21 protein-coding genes are annotated in these 17,750 nt (G+C 59.1%); 15 read left to right on the top strand and 6 right to left on the bottom strand.

From position 1 onward, the window contains the following. The first annotated feature begins 85 nt into the window (after positions 1-85). From rpmH to mnmE, 5 genes are read left to right on the top strand one after another with little or no spacing between them, the layout of a single operon-like run. Complete coding sequence (gene rpmH, locus DARO_RS21400) at positions 86-220, top strand: 50S ribosomal protein L34 (RefSeq protein ID WP_011289924.1); 135 nt, start codon at positions 86-88, stop codon at positions 218-220. A 17-nt stretch (positions 221-237) separates the two neighbouring features. After that, positions 238-609 carry a ribonuclease P protein component gene (rnpA, locus tag DARO_RS21395; RefSeq protein ID WP_011289923.1) on the top strand — a complete coding sequence of 124 codons (372 nt, stop codon included), beginning with the start codon at positions 238-240 and terminating at the stop codon, positions 607-609. Next, entirely contained in the window at positions 606-815 is a 210-nt protein-coding gene (yidD, locus tag DARO_RS22605; protein ID WP_011289922.1) for a membrane protein insertion efficiency factor YidD, read from the top strand. The genes rnpA and yidD overlap by 4 nt, the downstream gene beginning before the upstream one ends. Positions 816-840: 25 nt before the next feature. Then, positions 841-2,484 carry a membrane protein insertase YidC gene (yidC, locus tag DARO_RS22685; protein ID WP_011289921.1) on the top strand — a complete coding sequence of 548 codons (1,644 nt, stop codon included), beginning with the start codon at positions 841-843 and terminating at the stop codon, positions 2,482-2,484. Positions 2,485-2,487: 3 nt separating this feature from the next. After that, the gene (gene mnmE, locus DARO_RS22680) at positions 2,488-3,834 is read left to right on the top strand and encodes a tRNA uridine-5-carboxymethylaminomethyl(34) synthesis GTPase MnmE (RefSeq protein ID WP_011289920.1); all 1,347 of its coding nucleotides are present in this window, start codon (positions 2,488-2,490) and stop codon (positions 3,832-3,834) included. 393 nt (positions 3,835-4,227) lie between these two features. On the opposite strand, the gene DARO_RS22980 is transcribed toward mnmE, so the two are convergent. After that, positions 4,228-4,404 carry a hypothetical protein gene (locus tag DARO_RS22980; RefSeq protein WP_157037253.1) on the bottom strand — a complete coding sequence of 59 codons (177 nt, stop codon included), beginning with the start codon at positions 4,402-4,404 and terminating at the stop codon, positions 4,228-4,230. Between DARO_RS22980 and DARO_RS21380 the strand changes: the two genes are divergently transcribed. Genes DARO_RS21380 through DARO_RS21335 form a run of 10 tightly spaced genes read left to right on the top strand, consistent with a single transcriptional unit; the run spans position 4,397 to position 14,218 of the window. Beyond that, on the top strand, positions 4,397-6,043 hold the full coding sequence (locus DARO_RS21380) for a B12-binding domain-containing radical SAM protein (RefSeq protein ID WP_011289919.1): 1,647 nt from the start codon (positions 4,397-4,399) through the stop codon (positions 6,041-6,043). The genes DARO_RS22980 and DARO_RS21380 overlap by 8 nt on opposite strands. A 39-nt stretch (positions 6,044-6,082) precedes the next feature. Beyond that, positions 6,083-6,721, top strand: coding sequence for a hypothetical protein (locus DARO_RS21375; RefSeq protein WP_011289918.1), 639 nt, complete (start codon positions 6,083-6,085; stop codon positions 6,719-6,721). Positions 6,722-6,765: 44 nt separating this feature from the next. Continuing rightward, complete coding sequence (locus DARO_RS21370; RefSeq protein ID WP_011289917.1) at positions 6,766-8,100, top strand: tryptophan 7-halogenase; 1,335 nt, start codon at positions 6,766-6,768, stop codon at positions 8,098-8,100. 29 nt (positions 8,101-8,129) lie between these two features. After that, complete coding sequence (locus DARO_RS21365) at positions 8,130-9,104, top strand: chorismate transformation FkbO/Hyg5 family protein (RefSeq protein ID WP_497463014.1); 975 nt, start codon at positions 8,130-8,132, stop codon at positions 9,102-9,104. Next, positions 9,104-9,952 carry a MipA/OmpV family protein gene (locus tag DARO_RS21360; RefSeq protein ID WP_011289915.1) on the top strand — a complete coding sequence of 283 codons (849 nt, stop codon included), beginning with the start codon at positions 9,104-9,106 and terminating at the stop codon, positions 9,950-9,952. The genes DARO_RS21365 and DARO_RS21360 overlap by 1 nt, the downstream gene beginning before the upstream one ends. After that, positions 9,945-10,727, top strand: coding sequence for a lysophospholipid acyltransferase family protein (locus DARO_RS21355; protein WP_011289914.1), 783 nt, complete (start codon positions 9,945-9,947; stop codon positions 10,725-10,727). Before DARO_RS21360 ends, DARO_RS21355 begins: the two co-directional genes overlap by 8 nt. A 12-nt stretch (positions 10,728-10,739) precedes the next feature. Further along, the gene (locus tag DARO_RS21350; protein WP_011289913.1) at positions 10,740-11,498 is read left to right on the top strand and encodes a glycosyltransferase family 2 protein; all 759 of its coding nucleotides are present in this window, start codon (positions 10,740-10,742) and stop codon (positions 11,496-11,498) included. Positions 11,499-11,509: 11 nt separating this feature from the next. Then, positions 11,510-12,682, top strand: coding sequence for an HPP family protein (locus DARO_RS21345; protein ID WP_011289912.1), 1,173 nt, complete (start codon positions 11,510-11,512; stop codon positions 12,680-12,682). Further along, entirely contained in the window at positions 12,679-13,878 is a 1,200-nt protein-coding gene (locus DARO_RS21340; protein WP_011289911.1) for a cation:proton antiporter domain-containing protein, read from the top strand. The genes DARO_RS21345 and DARO_RS21340 overlap by 4 nt, the downstream gene beginning before the upstream one ends. A 10-nt stretch (positions 13,879-13,888) precedes the next feature. Next, entirely contained in the window at positions 13,889-14,218 is a 330-nt protein-coding gene (locus DARO_RS21335) for a thioredoxin family protein (RefSeq protein WP_011289910.1), read from the top strand. A gap of 1 nt (position 14,219) precedes the next feature. Here DARO_RS21335 and DARO_RS21330 read toward each other — a convergent pair whose 3' ends face one another. The 5 genes from DARO_RS21330 to DARO_RS21310 are packed head-to-tail and all read right to left on the bottom strand — an operon-like array spanning position 14,220 to position 17,707. Further along, entirely contained in the window at positions 14,220-14,468 is a 249-nt protein-coding gene (locus DARO_RS21330) for a hypothetical protein (protein ID WP_011289909.1), read from the bottom strand. A gap of 41 nt (positions 14,469-14,509) precedes the next feature. Next, positions 14,510-15,229, bottom strand: a complete 720-nt coding sequence (gene fabG / locus DARO_RS21325; protein WP_011289908.1) for a 3-oxoacyl-ACP reductase FabG — start codon at positions 15,227-15,229, stop codon at positions 14,510-14,512. Beyond that, entirely contained in the window at positions 15,226-15,675 is a 450-nt protein-coding gene (locus DARO_RS21320) for a hotdog family protein (RefSeq protein WP_011289907.1), read from the bottom strand. Before DARO_RS21320 ends, fabG begins: the two co-directional genes overlap by 4 nt. 17 nt (positions 15,676-15,692) lie before the next feature. Continuing rightward, positions 15,693-16,496 carry a beta-ketoacyl synthase chain length factor gene (locus tag DARO_RS21315; RefSeq protein WP_011289906.1) on the bottom strand — a complete coding sequence of 268 codons (804 nt, stop codon included), beginning with the start codon at positions 16,494-16,496 and terminating at the stop codon, positions 15,693-15,695. Continuing rightward, positions 16,493-17,707 (bottom strand): beta-ketoacyl-[acyl-carrier-protein] synthase family protein, encoded by a 1,215-nt coding sequence (locus tag DARO_RS21310; RefSeq protein WP_011289905.1) that lies wholly within the window; start codon positions 17,705-17,707, stop codon positions 16,493-16,495. The genes DARO_RS21315 and DARO_RS21310 overlap by 4 nt, the downstream gene beginning before the upstream one ends. Between the last annotated feature and the right edge of the window lie 43 nt (positions 17,708-17,750).

Here is a 17,750-nt window from a genome sequence, read left to right as displayed (position 1 = left end):
GCTTTGCGAAATAATTGATCTTGACAGAACACCATCAAACAAGGTGTAATCACGCGTTTTTCTTCGCACATCAAGGGATTACAACATGAAACGCACGTATCAACCGTCGGTCGTGCGCCGCAAGCGCACCCATGGCTTCTTGGTTCGTATGCGCACCAAGGGTGGCCGTGCAGTCATTGCTGCTCGCCGCGCCAAGGGTCGCACGCGTCTGGCCGTATAAACCGGACGTTCGGCGAGGTGGAACAAACCTTCGCCCGACGCTATCGCCTGACAAAAACGGATGAGTTCTCATCCGTTTTTGGTTTCAGAAAGGCAATTCGAGGCAAGTTGCTGATGCTGCACTATCAGCCACGCCCCGAAAGTAACACCGAGGCACGACTTGGCTTGGTGGTCGGCAAGAAACTGCTCAAGCGAGCGGTAGACCGCAACCTGGTCAAACGTATCGTCCGCGAGCAGTTCCGTTTACGCCGGGCTGCCTTGCCGCCGGTCGACCTGGTAGTCAGGCTTGCCTGCAAGCCGGCGCCGCTCGACCGCAAACAAGTCGCCGATGATTTCGTTGCCCTGCTGGACAAGCTGCAACGACCGCGCAACAAGCGGGATGGACAATGAAATACTTGTTGATCGCGCTGGTTCGCGGTTATCAGTATGCAATTAGCCCGTTTCTCGGGCGTAGCTGCCGTTATGTTCCGACTTGCTCGGAATATATGGTGGATGCTGTACAAAAACATGGTGCCTTCCGGGGTGGCTGGCTGGGCGTCAAGCGCGTCTGCCGCTGTCACCCTTGGCATCCCGGCGGGTATGATCCTGTACCCTGAATCAAGAATTTTTTTGTAGGCTGTTATGGATACTCGACGCCTGATACTGGTTTTGATCTTCACGTTCTCCAGCTTCATGCTGTGGGAAAACTGGCAGAAGTACAACCAGCCGAAGCCTGCAGATGCTGTCGCTGCAGCGCCTGTCTCTGGTGCTGCACCAACGCCGTCTGCCGCTTTGCAGGCCAAGGCTGCTCCCGGTACGCCGCCGGTTGCCACGCCAGTGTCTACCGCCGAGACCTTCTCGATCACTACCGATCTGCTGAAGGCAACCATTTCTGCCCAAGGCGGCGATCTGGTCAGTCTCGAATTGCTCAATTACAAAGAGCACGACGACATTCAGAAGAATTTCGACCTGTTCGATGCCAAGCATCAGTATCTGGCGCAGGCTGGTCTGATCGGCGAAGGTTTGCCAACACACCGCACAACTTTCAAGCATGTTGGCGGTGCGACGAAACTGGCTGACGGCACGGATGAACTGAAGGTTCGTCTCGAATCGGCCGACCAGAATGGCATCAAGGTCGCCAAGATCCTGACCTTCAAGCGTGGCTCCTATTTGATCGACATTGCTTGGGAAGTTGCCAACGGCAGCGACAAGGCCATTGCACCGCATGCTTACTATCAGCTGCAACGCGACGATTTGGCCCCTGCCGGTGAAACCAAGATGGTTTCGACCTTTACCGGTCCGGCCGTATTTACCGATGCCGACAAGTATCAGAAGGTAACTTTCGAACATATTGCCGACAACAAGGCCAAATTCACCAAGACTGCCGATAACGGCTGGCTGGCCATGGTCCAGCACTATTTCGTGTCGGCCTGGGTACCGAAGGACAAGACCCAGCGCGAGTTCTACATGCGCAAGGTTGAGGGCAGCAACGTCTTCCAGGCCGGCGTAATCGTGCCGGTGGCGGAAATTGCCCCAGGGGCCAAAGGCGAGGCATCGGTCAGCCTGTATGCCGGTCCGCAGATGCAGTCGGCGCTCAAACAGGTTGCTCCCGGTCTCGATCTGGTTGTCGACTACGGTTGGTTGACCGTTGTTGCCGCACCGATCTTCTGGGCACTGGAAGCCATCCACAAGCTGGTTGGCAACTGGGGCTGGGCGATTGTTGTGCTGACCATCATGATCAAGGCGGTCTTCTTCCCGCTATCTGCTGCGTCCTACAAGTCGATGGCCAAGATGAAGATGCTGACACCGCGTCTTGCCCAGCTGAAGGAACGTTTCGGCGACGACAAGCAGCGCCTGAACCAGGAAATGATGAAGCTGTACCAGACTGAAAAGGTCAATCCGCTTGGCGGCTGCCTGCCGATCCTGGTCCAGATTCCGGTTTTCATTGCACTTTACTGGGTGCTGCTCGGTGCTGTCGAAATGCGCGGCGCACCGTGGATCCTGTGGATCAAGGACTTGGCCTCGGCCGACCCGTATTACATCCTGCCGGTCATCATGATGGTTTCGATGTTCGTCCAGACCAAGCTGAACCCGACCCCGCCGGACCCGATCCAGGCCAAGGTCATGATGATGATGCCGCTGATCTTCGGTTTCATGTTCTTCTGGTTCCCGGCCGGTCTGGTGCTCTACTGGGTCGTCAATAACGTATTGTCGATTGCCCAGCAGTGGCAGATTACCCGCTTGATCGATGCCGGTGGCAAGGCAGCGAACGACGCCAAGGCCTGACGTGTGAAATCCGACACCATTGCTGCCATCGCTACGGCCCCAGGCCGTGGCGGTGTCGGCGTGATCCGCATCTCGGGCAGCAATTTGCTGCCCTTTGCTTTTGCGCTGACCGAAAAGACACCGAAGCCGCGCTATGCCTCGCTGGCAGACTTCAAGGCAGCCGATGGCAGCACCATCGATACCGGCCTGCTGCTCTATTTCCCGAATCCGCAATCCTTCACTGGCGAGGATGTGCTCGAACTGCAGGGCCACGGCGGCCCGGTGGTCATGCAGATGCTGCTTGCCCGATGCCTGGATCTTGGGGCCAGACTGGCCGAACCCGGTGAATTCAGCCGCCGCGCCTTTCTGAATGGCAAGATGGATCTGGCCCAGGCGGAAGCCGTCGCCGACCTGATCGACGCGGCAACCGCCAGCGCGGCCCGTTCAGCCGTCCGTTCGTTGCAGGGCGAGTTCTCGCGGGCGATTGGCGAACTCAATGATGAATTGATCAACCTGCGCATGTTGGTCGAGGCCACGCTGGATTTCCCGGAAGAGGACATCGACTTTCTGAAAGCCGCCAACGCTTTTGGCCGTCTGGAACGCCTGCAATTGAAATTGGCCGAGATTTTCGACCGGGCCGGGCAAGGCAAACTGCTGCAATCCGGCCTTCATGTCGTGCTGGCTGGGCAACCGAACGTCGGCAAATCCTCCCTGCTCAACCGGCTGGCTGGAGATGATCTGGCCATCGTCACACCGATTGCTGGCACGACCCGCGATGCCCTGCGCTCGACCATCCAGATCGAGGGCATACCGCTACACATCATCGATACTGCTGGCTTGCGCGAGACCGATGACGAGGTTGAAAAAATTGGCATCGAGCGTAGCTGGAAGGAGATTGAACGCTCCGATGTTGTCCTGTTGCTGGTCGATGCCAGAACCGGTGTCAGCGAATCCGACCGGGAAATTCTGGCCCGTTTGCCGGATCGTCTGCAAAGGATCACCGTTTATAACAAGATTGATCTTACTCACCGGGCCGCCGAGCGCCATGATGAGGCTAACGGCACCGCCATTTCACTCTCTGCCAAGGCCAATCAGGGCATAGAACTATTACGCCAGGAATTACTGCGCATTGCCGGCTGGCACCAGGCTGAAGATGTTTTCATTGCCCGAGAACGTCATTTGAGGGCCCTATCTGCGGCTCAGGAGCATGTCGCAGCAGCCCGAAACGTCGTTGAAGGTGCTTTGCCAGCACTCGAACTATTTGCCGAAGAACTACGGCTTGCCCAGCAGTCTCTGGGTGAAATCACCGGTGAATTCACGGCTGATGACCTTCTAGGTGTGATTTTCAGCCGATTCTGCATCGGAAAATAGGCATTATTTAGCCTGTCCATAACCCTGTGTACAAGCTGTCCAGCAATTGTGGGCAACTTGTCTATTTCCGGATATCTCAAAACTATCCGGAATTCATCCACAGGCTATTCAGTGGGTTGTCGAGGTGGTTTACTGGTACTTAACTCAATGATTTAAATTGTTTATTTTTACTTATCCACAGAGTTGTTGCTGAGTTATTATCAGTAGTAGGTTTACATATAGTTATTATTAAAAGCTGTAGACAACGTTCGACCTGGATCAAGTACTTGGACATTCTGAAAAACAAAGCTGATCAGTAACGCTTCGCTACAAGTCAGTTACGTCAAACCACAGCATCAGAATTTCAATGTGGTCAAAGTAACGGCCAATCTGGCAGTTCTAGCCATGGCGATGCTAGCCGCCAATATCAACGGGTTGATCAGAAAGTTGTTTCTGGCCATGCTTGACGTAGTGATCATCCTGTTTTTCCGGCATGGATTCAGACTCTGGTAATACTTTTTCCGGAACCTGAGCGGGTCGGGTTTTTCTAATAGAATCCAGCCACTTCGTCCGAGGAGGATTCATGCGCATTACGCTTGTCCACCCTGCTGGTTTCAATTTTGTCCCCGGCCAACCCGATTTTTCGGTGCTGGCTAACCGGATGCCGCCGATCGGCATCATGCAACTGGCTTCCTGGCTGGAAAAATTTGGACATAGCGTTCAGCTGCATGATTGCCTGGGGCCTTACGCGCCACCGACAATTGCCGAAAATGCTGAAATCGTGCTGGCGACCGATCCGGAAATGGTCGGCTTTTCGGCGACCACCTCGGGGTTCATGGATGCTTTCGAGATAGCCGCTTATATCCGCGAGCGTCGCCCAGAGATCAGGATTGTCTTCGGAAACGTCCATGTTTCATCGCTCGGCGCGCCTATTCTCGAACACTTTCCGGAAATTGACTATCTGGTCATCGGCGAAGGTGAAGGATCGTTCCTCGATCTGGCTGATGGCAAGCCACTGAACGAAATTGGCAATCTGGTCTGGCGCAATGAAAATGGCCGGATTGTGGTCAATCCGCGCCGTGATCGTATTCTTGATCTCGACGAACTGCCTTTCCCAGCCTACGAAAAGCTGGCCGGTTTTCCGCATGCTTATCATCTGCCGTTGTTCGCTTATGAAAAGCGCTTTGGCGCAACGATGATCACGTCGCGCGGCTGTCCTTACACCTGTTCCTTCTGTGACCGGACGGTATTCGAACGTCTGTACAAGACCAATTCGGCGCAATACACCTACGACCACATGAAGTACCTGCGGGACAACTTCGGGGTCTATCACATCAACATGTACGACGACCTGTTCACGGCCAAGAAGCAACGGGTTTTCGACTTGTGCGAGTTACTGATTGAAAAGCCGCTGGGCATCCAGTGGAACTGCGCCATTCGCACCGGCCATACCTCGGATGAAATGCTGGCCAAATTGAAGCAGGCCGGGGCATTGATGGTGTCGATGGGCATCGAGTCGGCTGATCCGGGCATGATGGAACGCCACAAGGCCGGAGTCACGCTCGATGCGGTGCGCGATACCGTTCGCCAGATCCACGCCGCCGGCCTGCGTGCGAAGGGCTTGTTCATCTTCGGCATGCCGGGTGAAACGCCGGAAACCGTCAAGGTGACCAGCGACTTCATTCTGTCGCTGGATCTCGACGAAATGAATATGACCAAGTTCAGCCCGCTACACGGCGCGCCGATCTGGGATGAATGCGCGGCCGGTGTCGGCGGCGAGATGATTGAAGACTGGCGGCTGATGAACTGCCTGAATTTTGTCTACCTGCCCGAAGGCTTCAAGTCGCGGGAGGAAATGGACGCGCTGTACAACTGGCACGTCAAGCGCTTCTACGACAGCAAAGGCTATCGTCACCGTTTCGCCAAGCGCCTGTGGGCGCATCGCTGGAGCCTGTGGCACGTTCTCAAGCACCTGCCGGAAACCATCGCGGCGGCTCGCTATTTCAGCTCGAACAAGGAACAGTTGGAAAAGGCCAAGCGCGAATTCAAATTGCACCCGCGTCAGCCGGTTGGACTCAAGCCGCAACTGTCCACCGATCTGCAGATCGACAACATTGTTGCGATGTCGCCGGTGAAGCTGTCGCGCCGCGAGGCGATGAAGGCCATTATCCCGTTGGTTTATGAAGGAAGCAGCTGTTGCTCGCCGCCAGCACCCCAGCCGGCGGTATAATCGCCGGTCTTTCGTTGCGGGCAAAAGGGAAAACCGGTCATGAAGGAAAAATTCGTTTTTAGCCGCTTTTCGGTGCTTGGCGCTGTCTTCTGCGTGATCGCCTTGCTTTCTGCCTGCAAAGGGAGCGATACAAAGCCGGAGGAAGGCAAGCCGGTGGCCGAGGCCAAAAAGGAAACCGGTATTCGTAGTGGTTACGCGTGCTGCAACCTGCATTATTCCGGCGATTGGATCAGTGATTCCAATCTGGCCCAGCTGCCATTCATTGCGGCAGGAACACCGATCAAGGTGCTGAGAATTGATGGCTACCGTGCCTATGTCGAGGTGGATGGCAAGCCGATGCGCCTTGGTCACGATTATGGTCGAGCCGAAGAAACAACCGAGCAATGGGTTAACAAGTTGGTCGTGCTCGATGATCCGAAAGTGAAAATGGCCAAGTATTCCCCGGCCGTGCGCAATGCGATTGCCAAGGGTCAGTTGATGAAGGGGATGACGAAGGAACAGGTCATCATCTCGGTCGGCCATCCGCAGACCAACGAGAATCAGCGTCTGGATGGCCCGTACTGGCGTTACTGGTGGTCGAGCTTTGGTCCGTATTACGTCTATTGGACCAAGGGAAGCGTCAGCAAGATCGACGGTCACTCCGAAACCGTCGGCTACATGACCTACAAGGGCAAATAAGAATACTGATCGCCGCCACAGAGAATGAGTAAAGGGTAGCAACGATGGAACAGCAAGCACAGGGTGTAGAGCGTCGGCAGTGCGATGTTCTGGTGATCGGCGGCGGGCCAGCCGGTTCGACGGTTGCCCCGATGTTGGCCGAAAAAGGTTACAAGGTGGTAATGCTGGAAAAGGCACACCACCCGCGTTTTCACATCGGCGAATCGCTATTGCCGGCCAATCTGCCACTGTTCGAGCGGATGGGTATCGCCGAGGAAGTGAAGGCAATCGGCATGCTCAAGCCAGGCGCCGAGTTTGTTTCGCCGCACCATGACATGTCGTCGGTCTTCAACTTCGCCGAGGCCTGGGACAAGAGCATGCCCTACGCCTACCAGGTCAAGCGCGATCAATTCGACACCATCCTGATCCGCAACGCCGAGAAAAAAGGTGTTGAGGTTCATGAGGGCTGTAAAGCGAAGGCGGTCGATTTCCTGCCTGACAACACGGCCGCCATCCGTGCCGTGTCCGACGATGGCCGGGAAATTGAATGGCAGGCCCGCTTCGTCGTCGATGCTTCAGGCCGCGACACTTTCCTGGCCAATCGTTTCCAGATCAAGCACCGTAATCCCAAGCACAACAGTTCGGCGATCTACGGTCACTTCGCCGGTGCCCAGCGTCATGAGGGGCAGGCTGAAGGCAACATCACCATTTTCTGGTTTGAACATGGCTGGTTCTGGTTCATCCCGATGCAAAACGACATTACCAGTATCGGCATGGTGACCTGGCCGTATTACATGAAAACCAAGGGCGAGCGTAGTCTCGAGCAGTTCCTGCGCGATGGGTTTGCCCAGTGCCCAAAGCTGACCGAGCGTCTGAAGGATGCAAAGCTGATCAACGAGATCGAGGCGACCGGCAACTTCTCCTATGTCTCCGAGCGCAATCACGGCACCAACTACGTGATGCTCGGCGATGCCTATGCCTTCATTGATCCGGTGTTCTCTTCGGGCGTTCTGCTGGCCATGAACAGTGGGGTGATCGCGGCCGAAGCCATCGATACCTGCCTGAAAACCCCGGCCAAGGCACCGGCTGCGCTGAAGAAATTCGATGCGCTGATGAAGCATGGACCGAAGGAATTCTCATGGTTCATCTACCGCGTGACCAACCCGATCATGCGCGAATTCTTCATGGGGCCGCGCAACCTGTTCCGAGCCAAGGAAGCTGTGCTTTCGATGCTGGCCGGTGACATTTTCGGCAAGACACCGATCTGGTCGTCGATCTTCGCCTTCAAAATGCTCTATTACATCGCCAACATCACGCAGCCAAAGAAGGCCTTCATGGGCTGGAAACGCCGCAAGTTCAACATTCGCAAGGTCGACGACGCCGTCGTTTACAACGCATAGTGGTGCTTCAGTTCCTTTCTTCACAGTCCGTGGTTTCACGTGAAACCGGCGGCGAACTTGGTGGTGCCCTGGTTGGCGAACCGCCCAATGGCGCCATCCCGGTCTGGCCGGTGCAGCGCATTTTTGCCCCTTTGCTCGGGGCAACCTCAGCGGTCGTTCATGAGACATGGCGGGTCGACATGCCTGTCATGTCGGGGCATTGCGAAGGCATTGTCTGGCGCAAGGCGGGAGGGCTGCTGTTTGGCGTGATCGAACTGGACGAGGCCGATTTCAAGGCTTCGCCTGATTGTTCATCGCTGCAGGCAGCCAGCGCAGAAGCCTACCGCCGTATATTCCGTCTGCTGGATACCGAGCAGGTGCCGCATCTGTGGCGGGTCTGGAATTACCTGGCCGAGATCAATCTGGATACTCAGGGGCTGGAGCGCTATCGGCAGTTCAACATTGGTCGCCAGGATGCCTTCCTCGAATTTCATCGTGGCGCGACCGGCAATGTGCCGGCCGCTTGCGCGATCGGGCTGGTTGGCGGGCCGTTGAGCATCGCCTTCATGGCCGGCGAGACGCCGGCTGTGCCGGTCGAAAACCCTCGCCAGGTCAGCGCCTACAACTACCCGACGGACTACGGTCCGCGGAGCCCGACATTTTCGCGGGCAGCCCTCGCCTACTTGCCGGATCAGGAGTTGCTGTTTATTTCCGGCACGGCCAGCATTGTCGGTCACCAGACCGTGCATCCCGGTGATGCGGTCGGCCAGTGTCGGGAAGCGATGGCCAATATCGAGGCGGTGCTGGCCGAAGCCAAGCGGCAGTGTCGTTCGCAGCCGTTCGAGCTGGGTGAATTGTCGTATCGCGTTTACGTGCGTCAGGCCGGTGACTTCCCGGCGATCCGGGAGACACTGGCATCACTGATCGGCCAGGCGGAAATCGTCTATGTGCAGGCGGATATCTGCCGGCAGGATTTGTTGCTCGAAATCGAGGCGATGGCCTCGCACACCTTGGGGAATCGTTGATGGCCAAGTCGAACAAGTTCTGGACCGGTGCGCTGTCAGCACTCGGCATGACGCTGGTCGTTTCCGGTGCGCTGGCGGCTGAAGACAAGCCGCTGTGGGAGCTGGGGGCTGGTGTTGCGGCTTTCAGCTTTCCGTCCTATCGCGGCTCCGACCAAACCAATAACTTCCTGATGCCGGTACCGCATTTCACCTATCACGGTGACTTTTTCAAGGCTGACCGACATGGGATCCGCGGCAGTTTCTTCGATTCGGACCGCCTCGACCTGACGGTGAGCATGGCGCTTTCGCCGCCCGGTAGCAGCGACGACATCCGGGCCCGCGCCGGGATGCCGGATCTTGAGGCGACCTTCGAGATCGGCCCACAAATGGACGTTACCTTCTGGCGTTCAGAAAATCGTGCCCGTTTCGTCAAGCTGCTGCTGCCCTTGCGGGCCGCTTTCACGGTTGAGGGTTCGCCCAAGGATATCGGCTGGGTCTTCCATCCCAAGCTGAACATGGACATCACGGACATTCCCGGCATGGGCGGCTGGAATCTCGGCATGCTGGCCGGCCCGTTGTTCGGCGACAAGCGGCAGCACGCCTACTATTATTCGGTCGCCCCGCAATATGCGACGGCTGATCGTCCGGTCTATGAGGCGAAGTCCGGCTATGCCGGCATGCAATATCTGGTCGCCCTGTCGAAGCGTTTTCCGAAATACTGGGTCGGCGGATTTGTGCGCTACGACAATCTGAGCGGTTCGACTTTCGAGGACAGCCCGCTGGTTCGTCAAAAAAACTATGTTGCCGGCGGCATCGCCATCACGTGGATACTTGGGGAGTCCTCGACCCGCGTGCAGGCCGATGACTGATCGTTGCGGCGCAGGCAATCCGTTGTGGATGGCCTACGAATACGTCGCCATGATCATTGGTTTGGGCGGGCTGGCGCTGGTTTGCCTGCTCTGGCTGCCTTGTGCGCTAATCCTGAATCCCCTGCTGCCCCGACGTCTGGGCCAGCCCCTGGGGCGTGCCATGATCTCCTTTGGCTTTCGCGTTTATCTGCGCCTTCTTTCGCTGTTCTGCGCCTGCCGCTTTGACCTGAAAGAAATCGACCTGCTGCGCGATAAAGGGCCGCTGATTGTCGCGGCCAACCATCCTTCCCTGCTCGATGCAGTGATGATCGTTTCCCGGTTGCCCAACGCGGTCTGCGTCATGAAGGCTTCGCTGATGGATAACCTGCTGTTCGGTGCAGCTGCCCGGCTGGCGCGTTATATCCGCAATGACGTGGGGCTCGAGATGATCCTCAATTCACGCGAAGCTCTGGAACAAGGCGCTCATCTGGTCATTTTTCCGGAAGGTTCGCGTACGCTGAATTTTCCGGTCGATGCCTGCTCACCAAGCGTTGGCCTGATTGCCAGTCGGAGCAAGTCGCCGGTTCAGACGCTGTTGATTGAATTCTCGACACCCTATCTCGGCAAGGCCTGGCCGCTGTTCCGCCGCCCTTCCCTGCCGCTGCGTTGCCGTATCCGCCTTGGCCGCAGCTTTCCGCCGCAGGCCAATCTCCAGGTTTTTACCAATGAACTCGAAACCTACTTCCGTTCGGAATTAGGCCGGGAATCCCCATCGACTGCAGCCTGCGCTGCCTGAACCCATTTCGTCATGCCCGCCGCTTCAAAAACCCATCTCGTCCTGATTCCCAGCTACAACCCCGGCCCCAAGGTACTCGATACCGTGCGTGCCGCCTTGGCACAATGGACGCCGGTCTGGGTGGTCGTCGATGGCAGCACCGATGGCAGCGCCGAAAAATTGCAGGCCCTGGCGGCGACCAATGACGGCCTGAAAGTCATCGTTCTGCCGGAAAACCGGGGCAAGGGCGCGGCCGTGCTCGAAGGCATCTCCAACGCTGCCGCCGCTGGCTTCAGCCATGTGCTGACCATGGATTCCGACGGCCAGCACCCGGCCGACCTGATCCCGGCTTTCATGGCCGCCTCTCAGGCAGAGCCGGCCAGCATGGTGCTCGGCAAGCCGGTCTTCGATGCCGATGCGCCGGCCCTGCGCGTCAATGGTCGCAAGGTATCGAATGGCTGGGCCAATCTGGAAACCTTGTGGATGGGGATTGGTGATTCGCTTTATGGCTTTCGTGTCTATCCCGTCCAGCCGTTGATGAAAATCATGCGGGCCAATCGTTTCATGCGTCGTTTCGATTTTGACCCCGAAGCCGTGGTCAGGCTGTGCTGGGCCGGGGTCAAACCGGTCAATATCGATGCGCCAGTGCGCTACTTCCGGGCCGATCAGGGCGGCGTCTCGCACTTCCGCTACCTGCGCGACAATACCTTGCTGACCTGGATGCATACCCGGCTATTTCTTGGTTTTGTGCTGCGTCTGCCCTGGCTGCTGCTGCGCCGCTTGTTTGGCTGAGTGCCAAGACCATGAAAAACCTGCACCAGTTTGCGCTGCGCTACCTGATTGCCGATGCGGCGCCGCTTTCACCGCGAGAACGCTGGCTAAGCGCGCTGGCTGGCCTGCTCGGTATTCTGCTGATGCAGGGCATTCTCACGGTGCTGCCGGTCGGGCCAGGGATCAGCTATCTGCTGGCGCCGCTTGGGGCCAGTTCGGTCATTCTCTTCGCCCTGCCGCATAGCCCGCTGGCTCAGCCGTGGTCGTTGGCTGGCGGTTTGTTCATCTCGGCACTGATCGGGCATTTTTGCGGGCTATGGATCACGCCGGCCTTCCTCGCAGTCGGCGTCGCGCTTGGTCTGGCCATCTGGATGACCGCCTGGCTGCGCTGCATCCACCCGCCGGGTGGTGCCATGGCCGTGGTGTTTGCGCTGAGCGCCCAGCAGCATTCAACTTCCTTGCTGACCGCCTTGCTCAACGTCGGGGCAGCGATGATGGCGGTGCTGGTCATCAATAACCTGATTCCCGGCCGGCGTTATCCGCAATGTCTGCCACCCACGCAGGTCGCCAAAAAGGACCGGCCGGTGCGCCGCAGCATTCGTCACGAAGATATTCAATACGCGCTGGAGAAACTCGATACTTATCTCGACATCAGCGAGGAAGATCTGGTGCAAATCTATGATCTGGCCACCAACCATGCCCACCGGCGCCATGAACGGCGAGTCTGCGCCGACATCATGACGACCGATGTGATCAGCGTGAATTTCGGCACCGAGTTGAACGAGGCATGGGCCCTGCTGCAGACCCGGCACCTGCACGGCGTACCGGTGATCGATGCCGGGCAACGGGTGATCGGCGTGCTGACGCTGGAAAACTTTCTCCGCCATGTCGAGCCGGATGGCGTCCAGGGGATCGGTGACAACATCCGCCGGCTGCTGCGAAAGACGCCATCCATTTACTCGGACAAGCCCGAGGTGGTCGGCCAGATCATGAGCGAACGTTTCATGAAGGTGCAGACCGATACGCCGCTCGGTGAAGTGGCCGTCTCGCTGCTTGCTGACGAACACCCAAGCATCATCCCGGTCGTCGACCAGCGCCAGCGGCTGGCCGGGGTGCTGACCCAGACCGACCTGCTGGCAGCGATCTACAAGCGGCAGGCGGCGGCGGCGGCTCAGACCTGGTTTTCTCTCGAAAAACTCAAATGAACACGACCGAAGTTTTCCTGATCGCGATGACGATCATCTTCACGGCGCCCTACCTGATCTGGCGCCTCGGCAAGACTGACTATTTCGCGCCGCTGGTGGTGGTCCAGATCATCACCGGCATCCTGCTCGGGCCGGGCATTCTTGGCCGGGTCTTCCCGGAGTACTACCAGTTTGTCTTCAACCCGACGGTCGTCCAGTCGCTGAACGGCATTGCCTGGTGGGCAGTCATGTTGTTCGTGATGATTGCCGGCGTTGAACTCGACCTCAAGAAGGCCTGGGCACATCGCCGGGAAAGCGGCATCACGGCCGGCCTGGCCTTGGGCACACCGCTGCTTTTCGGCTGCGCGGCGGCGGCGCTGATGCTCGGTTTTGACGGATGGATGGGGCCGAAGGCGCTGACCTGGCAGTTCGTCGTCGGCGTCGGCATGGCCTGCGCGGTGACCGCCTTGCCCATCCTCATCCTGCTCATGGAAAAGCTCGAAGTCCTGCGTCAGCCCATCGGCCAGCGCATCCTGCGCTACGCCAGCCTCGACGATATTGCGATCTGGGGTGTGCTGGCATTGATCCTGATGGATTGGGAACGCATTGGCCGGCAAGGTGCCTTCCTGCTCACCTTTGCCATCACCGCCTGGCTGTTCCACAAGCTGATGTCGCGCCTTGGCGAGAGCGACCGCTGGTATGCCGCGCTGATCTGGCTGGCCGTGGTTTCCTTCGGCGCCGACTGGGCCGGGCTGCATTTCATGGTCGGCGCCTTCCTAGCCGGCGCGAGCATGGAGGCGGTGTGGTTCGATCAGGAAAAAATGGATCTGCTACGTCACCACGTGTTGCTGGTCATCATGCCGGTTTTCTTCCTGTCCACCGGCCTGCGCACCAACTGGGATGTCGGGGGGGCCGCTGTCTTCATCGCCGCCGCGCTGCTGCTCGTTGTTTCCGTGGCCGGCAAGCTGATCGGTGTTCACGTCGCCGGCAGGATACTCAAATGGGCGCCAGGCGAAGCGAGCATCATTGGCTGGCTGCTGCAGACCAAGGCACTGATCATGATCATTTTCGCCAACATCCTGCTCGACAAGAAGATCATCACCAGTGAAACCTTCACCGCCCTGCTGCTGATGGCGGTGGCCAGCACCATGCTGACGGTGCCGATCGTGGCGCCCAGGCTGGCGCGCCTTAAATCGCTGATCCAGCGTTCGGCCTGAGGAGATAGTCATGGCCTACACCCCGATTTACGCGGTCGACGTTCCGGAAAGAGCAGAAATCGATGCCCTGCCCGGGGCCTTGCTGATCGAATTCGGCACCGGCTGGTGCGGCCATTGCCAAGGGGTGCAAGCCTTGATCGAGGCCGCCTTGCGCCGCCATCCCGATCTACCCCACCTGAAAATCGAGGATGGCCCGGGCCGGCGACTTGGGCGCAGCTTCCGCGTCAAGTTGTGGCCGACCTTGGTCGTTTTGAAGGACGGCCAGGAAATCGGCCGTCTCGTTCGGCCGACCGGCGACAAGGAAATAAACGAATTGCTCGCTGGGCTAACAGCCTGCTAAGTCAGGCCGGCTGGCGGCGCTGCTGCCAGGCGTCCAGTTCCGAACGTTCAACGAAGGTCTCTAGGCGGTTGATGTTGCCCGGCAACTGCTTGCCTTCCCACTGTTCGGTCGCCCAGCGCTTAACGTTGGCATGCAACTCGCCATGTTCGATCGCATGGGCCAGCATGACTTCAGCTTCGTGCAGGCTATCCGGCGTCTCAGCCAGAATTTGTGCAGCTTCCTGCAGGTTCAGTGTGGATTTGTTGCTCATCTTTGCCTCCCGTCACTCGTGTGAAGCATTAACGTAGCAGATCAGATCATTCCACCGTTAATCGAAATGACCTGCCCGGAAATATAGGCGGCCTTTTCCGAGGCAAGGAACGCCACCAGATCGGCCACTTCTTCCGGCTTGCCGGCGCGTTTCATCGGTACCAGATGCTTGATGGTCTCTGCGTCGAAGGCGCCTTCGATCATGTCGGTGGCGATGATGCCCGGGGCCACGGCATTGACCGTAATGCCGCGGCTGGCCAGTTCCAGCGCCAGCGACTTGCTGGCGGCGTGCAGGGCGCCCTTGGCGGCCGAGTAATTGACCTGGCCGCGGTTGCCGGTGATGCCGGCGATCGATGAAATATTGACGATGCGGCCCCAGCGGGTGCGGATCATCGGCATGGTCAGCGGTTGGGTGACGTTGAAAAAGCCATTCAGCGAGACGTCGAGTACGGAATGCCACTGCTCGGCGCTCATGCCGGGGAACACCGCATCGGCGTGGATGCCGGCGTTGTTGACCAGAATCTGGATCGGGCCGGCTTCGAGCAGGCCTTCCAGCGCCGCGGCGGTCGCAGCGCGCTCGGTGACATCGAAGGCTAGCGCTTCGGCGCTGCCGCCGGCGGCAACGATCTCGGCGACTACGGCCTCGGCCTTTTCACGGCTGCGGTTGGCGTGGACGATGACATGATGGCCATCGGCCGCAAGGCGCTTGCAGATTGCGGCGCCGATGCCGCCGCTGCCGCCGGTGACGAGGGCACGTTTCATGGATTTTCCTTCAGGATACTGGCATCGAGCACCACGGCGGCACGGCCTTCGAGCAGGCAGTGGCCTTCGTGGCCGAGCGAAAACTGGTAGAGGATGTGGTTGGCGTCACCCGACAGGCGTTCGGCCTGCACGCTGAGTTCGCCCGGCAGGTCATCAAGGCGGGCGACATGCAGACTGACACTGCGTACGCTGGTCAGGTAGCCCTGGCGTGGCAGGTCGTCTGCGTTGGCCAACAGGGCACCGTGGATAGCCATGGCCTGGGCGGCGTATTCGATGCCGTTGGCGGCACCCAGCCGTCCTTCGGCACGGAGCGGATTGGTTGGGTCGGTATGGCTGGTCGCCCGGCAGGCGATGCTGTTTTCCGACCATTCATTGACCGAATCGAGCAGACACATGCTGCCCTGATGCGGGATGTGGGCGGCGATCCAGGTGCGGTCTAACACCATGGAAGCAGAAGCTGGCACTAGCACGATCCGATTTCGATCTTTAACTGCATCGGTGGCAGGTAATCGAGATACACATTGCCAGCCTCCTGACGCGCCAGTTTTTGCAATAGCGGCAGGATACGCATGGCCGGAATCGAGACGCGCAGGGCCTCCAGCCCGGTGTCAGCCAGCCCATCGGCCGGCTCGCTACTTGGCGTGACGGTAATGCAGGCCAGCGAGCGCTCACTACGTTCCGGGGTCAGCAGCAGAGCAACCCCGGCGACATCCGGCACCGGGCGTTTGGCGAACAGCGGTTCCGGATATTCGCTGTCGTAGGCGATCAAAAGTGTCGGTTGGCGGTCGAGAACAACCTGCCCCAGCGCGTCGATCAGGCCAGCCCCGAAGCTGCCGTCGTAGGCGCAGAGGACTTGGCAAGGTGCCATCGCCCCGGTGGCAATACCCCAGTAGCCGGCAGCCGCGTTATGGACCGAATTATGAAAACGGGTCGGCGAAATCTGGCGGTCGTCGCTGGCCAATTGCTCGCACAGCGCGTGGCAGTTGTGGCCGTCGGCGCCCGAGGCGGAAAACACCGTGGCCAGCGTGGCGACATCGGCCCCGGCGTGGGCAGCGGCTTCGAGACCAAGGGCCAGTGTCAGTTTGACGACGCGGCTGGCCCGACGACGTTCGGCCGGCGGCAGGATGCTCGGTGCCGGCAGGATGGAAGGGGCCACAGTCAAGGCGGTTTCACCACGTAAAACGGCACGCGCAGTCGGCCAGTCCGGCAGGCCGGGGGCCAGGAAACCGATGCCTTCGATCCAGGCAGTCAGCGGCTTGGGGCTCATTTCGCGACTCCCAGAATCAGGCTGCAATTGCTGCCGCCAAAACCGAAGGAATTGCTTAGTGCGCGGTGCGGCTGGCCGGTGCAGGATTGCAGCAGGTAATCGACCGGAATGGCCGGATCGAGATGTTCGGTACCCGGGCTGCCGGGCAGGAAGCCGTCCGTCAGCGCCAGAGCGCAGATGATCGCCTCGACGGCACCGGCCGCACCGAGCGTGTGACCGGTGGCACCCTTGGTCGAACTGCATGGCACGTGGTCGCCGAACAGTGCGCTGACCGCTTTGCCCTCGGCCGCATCGTTGGCTGGCGTCGAGGTGCCATGCAGGTTGATGTAGTCGATGTCGTTCGTGCTCAGCCCGGCCGAGCGCAGCGCCGCTTCCATGGCCATCTTGGCGCCCAGCCCTTCCGGGTGCGGCGAGGACATGTGATAAGCGTCGCTCGATTCGCCGGTGCCGAGCAGCAGCACCGAACCGGCGGCCGGTTGGTCACAGCGTTCAAGCAGCGCGAAAGCGGCGCCCTCGCCGACCGAAATGCCATTGCGGGCCGCATCATAGGGGCGGCACGGTTGGGCCGAGGTCAGTTGCAGCGAGGCAAAGCCGTACAGGGTGGTCAAACACAGCGTATCGACGCCGCCGACGATGGCGGCATCAATGGTGCCGAGTTCCAGTTGGCGGGCGGCGGCGGCAAAGACCTTGGCGCTCGACGAACAGGCCGTTGAAATGGCCATCGCCATGCCTTCCAGCCCGAAATAGTCGCGGGTGAATTCGGCTAGCGAAAAGGAGTTATGCGTCGTGCGGTAATGGAAATCGTCCGGCAAGGCGCCGGTTTCCGGGTCGCGGCGGCGATAGGCCAGTTCGGTCTGCAGGATGCCGGCCGTACTGGTACCGAGGAAGATGCCAACCCGGGTCTTGCCGTAACGGGCGATGGCCTCGCGGACGCGGTCGGCGAAACCGTCCGTTTCCAGCCCCATCTGCGTCAGCCGGTTGTTGCGGCAATCGTAATCGGCCAGCGCTGCCGGCAGTTTTTCGTCGTCGACCGCAGCGACTTCGCCGATCCAGGTGGCGAGCTGTACCGTTTCGAAAGCACACGGGACCAGCCCGCTTCGCCCATTGCGCAGTGCTTCGCGCGTGGCTTCAAGCCCCCGGCCGAGGCTGGTAGTGACGGTGTAAGCGGAAATAAGCAGCGGGTTCACGGTCAGGTCCGATACGGGAAGCATAGATTTTAACAGAGGCCCCGGAAATGCCGCCGACTGTCATCCA

It is taken from the genome of Dechloromonas aromatica RCB (assembly GCF_000012425.1).
Note: the sequence above shows the minus strand (reverse complement) of the source record. Positions and strands in the feature narration are given on the sequence as shown.

What these genes read in the sequence shown, in the direction of transcription:
- DARO_RS21370 (WP_011289917.1), top strand. Translation starts at nt 6,766, where the DNA reads ATGGAACAGCAAGCACAGGGTGTAGAGCGTCGGCAGTGCGATGTTCTG.
- DARO_RS21375 (WP_011289918.1), top strand. Translation starts at nt 6,083, where the DNA reads ATGAAGGAAAAATTCGTTTTTAGCCGCTTTTCGGTGCTTGGCGCTGTC.
- DARO_RS21350 (WP_011289913.1), top strand. Translation starts at nt 10,740, where the DNA reads ATGCCCGCCGCTTCAAAAACCCATCTCGTCCTGATTCCCAGCTACAAC.
- DARO_RS21360 (WP_011289915.1), top strand. Translation starts at nt 9,104, where the DNA reads ATGGCCAAGTCGAACAAGTTCTGGACCGGTGCGCTGTCAGCACTCGGC.
- DARO_RS21380 (WP_011289919.1), top strand. Translation starts at nt 4,397, where the DNA reads ATGCGCATTACGCTTGTCCACCCTGCTGGTTTCAATTTTGTCCCCGGC.
- yidC (WP_011289921.1), top strand. Translation starts at nt 841, where the DNA reads ATGGATACTCGACGCCTGATACTGGTTTTGATCTTCACGTTCTCCAGC.
- yidD (WP_011289922.1), top strand. Translation starts at nt 606, where the DNA reads ATGAAATACTTGTTGATCGCGCTGGTTCGCGGTTATCAGTATGCAATT.
- DARO_RS21355 (WP_011289914.1), top strand. Translation starts at nt 9,945, where the DNA reads ATGACTGATCGTTGCGGCGCAGGCAATCCGTTGTGGATGGCCTACGAA.
- DARO_RS21335 (WP_011289910.1), top strand. Translation starts at nt 13,889, where the DNA reads ATGGCCTACACCCCGATTTACGCGGTCGACGTTCCGGAAAGAGCAGAA.
- DARO_RS21310 (WP_011289905.1), bottom strand. Translation starts at nt 17,707, where the DNA reads ATGCTTCCCGTATCGGACCTGACCGTGAACCCGCTGCTTATTTCCGCT.
- rpmH (WP_011289924.1), top strand. Translation starts at nt 86, where the DNA reads ATGAAACGCACGTATCAACCGTCGGTCGTGCGCCGCAAGCGCACCCAT.
- fabG (WP_011289908.1), bottom strand. Translation starts at nt 15,229, where the DNA reads ATGAAACGTGCCCTCGTCACCGGCGGCAGCGGCGGCATCGGCGCCGCA.
- DARO_RS21315 (WP_011289906.1), bottom strand. Translation starts at nt 16,496, where the DNA reads ATGAGCCCCAAGCCGCTGACTGCCTGGATCGAAGGCATCGGTTTCCTG.
- DARO_RS21330 (WP_011289909.1), bottom strand. Translation starts at nt 14,468, where the DNA reads ATGAGCAACAAATCCACACTGAACCTGCAGGAAGCTGCACAAATTCTG.
- DARO_RS22980 (WP_157037253.1), bottom strand. Translation starts at nt 4,404, where the DNA reads ATGCGCATGAATCCTCCTCGGACGAAGTGGCTGGATTCTATTAGAAAA.
- DARO_RS21340 (WP_011289911.1), top strand. Translation starts at nt 12,679, where the DNA reads ATGAACACGACCGAAGTTTTCCTGATCGCGATGACGATCATCTTCACG.
- DARO_RS21320 (WP_011289907.1), bottom strand. Translation starts at nt 15,675, where the DNA reads ATGGTGTTAGACCGCACCTGGATCGCCGCCCACATCCCGCATCAGGGC.
- DARO_RS21345 (WP_011289912.1), top strand. Translation starts at nt 11,510, where the DNA reads ATGAAAAACCTGCACCAGTTTGCGCTGCGCTACCTGATTGCCGATGCG.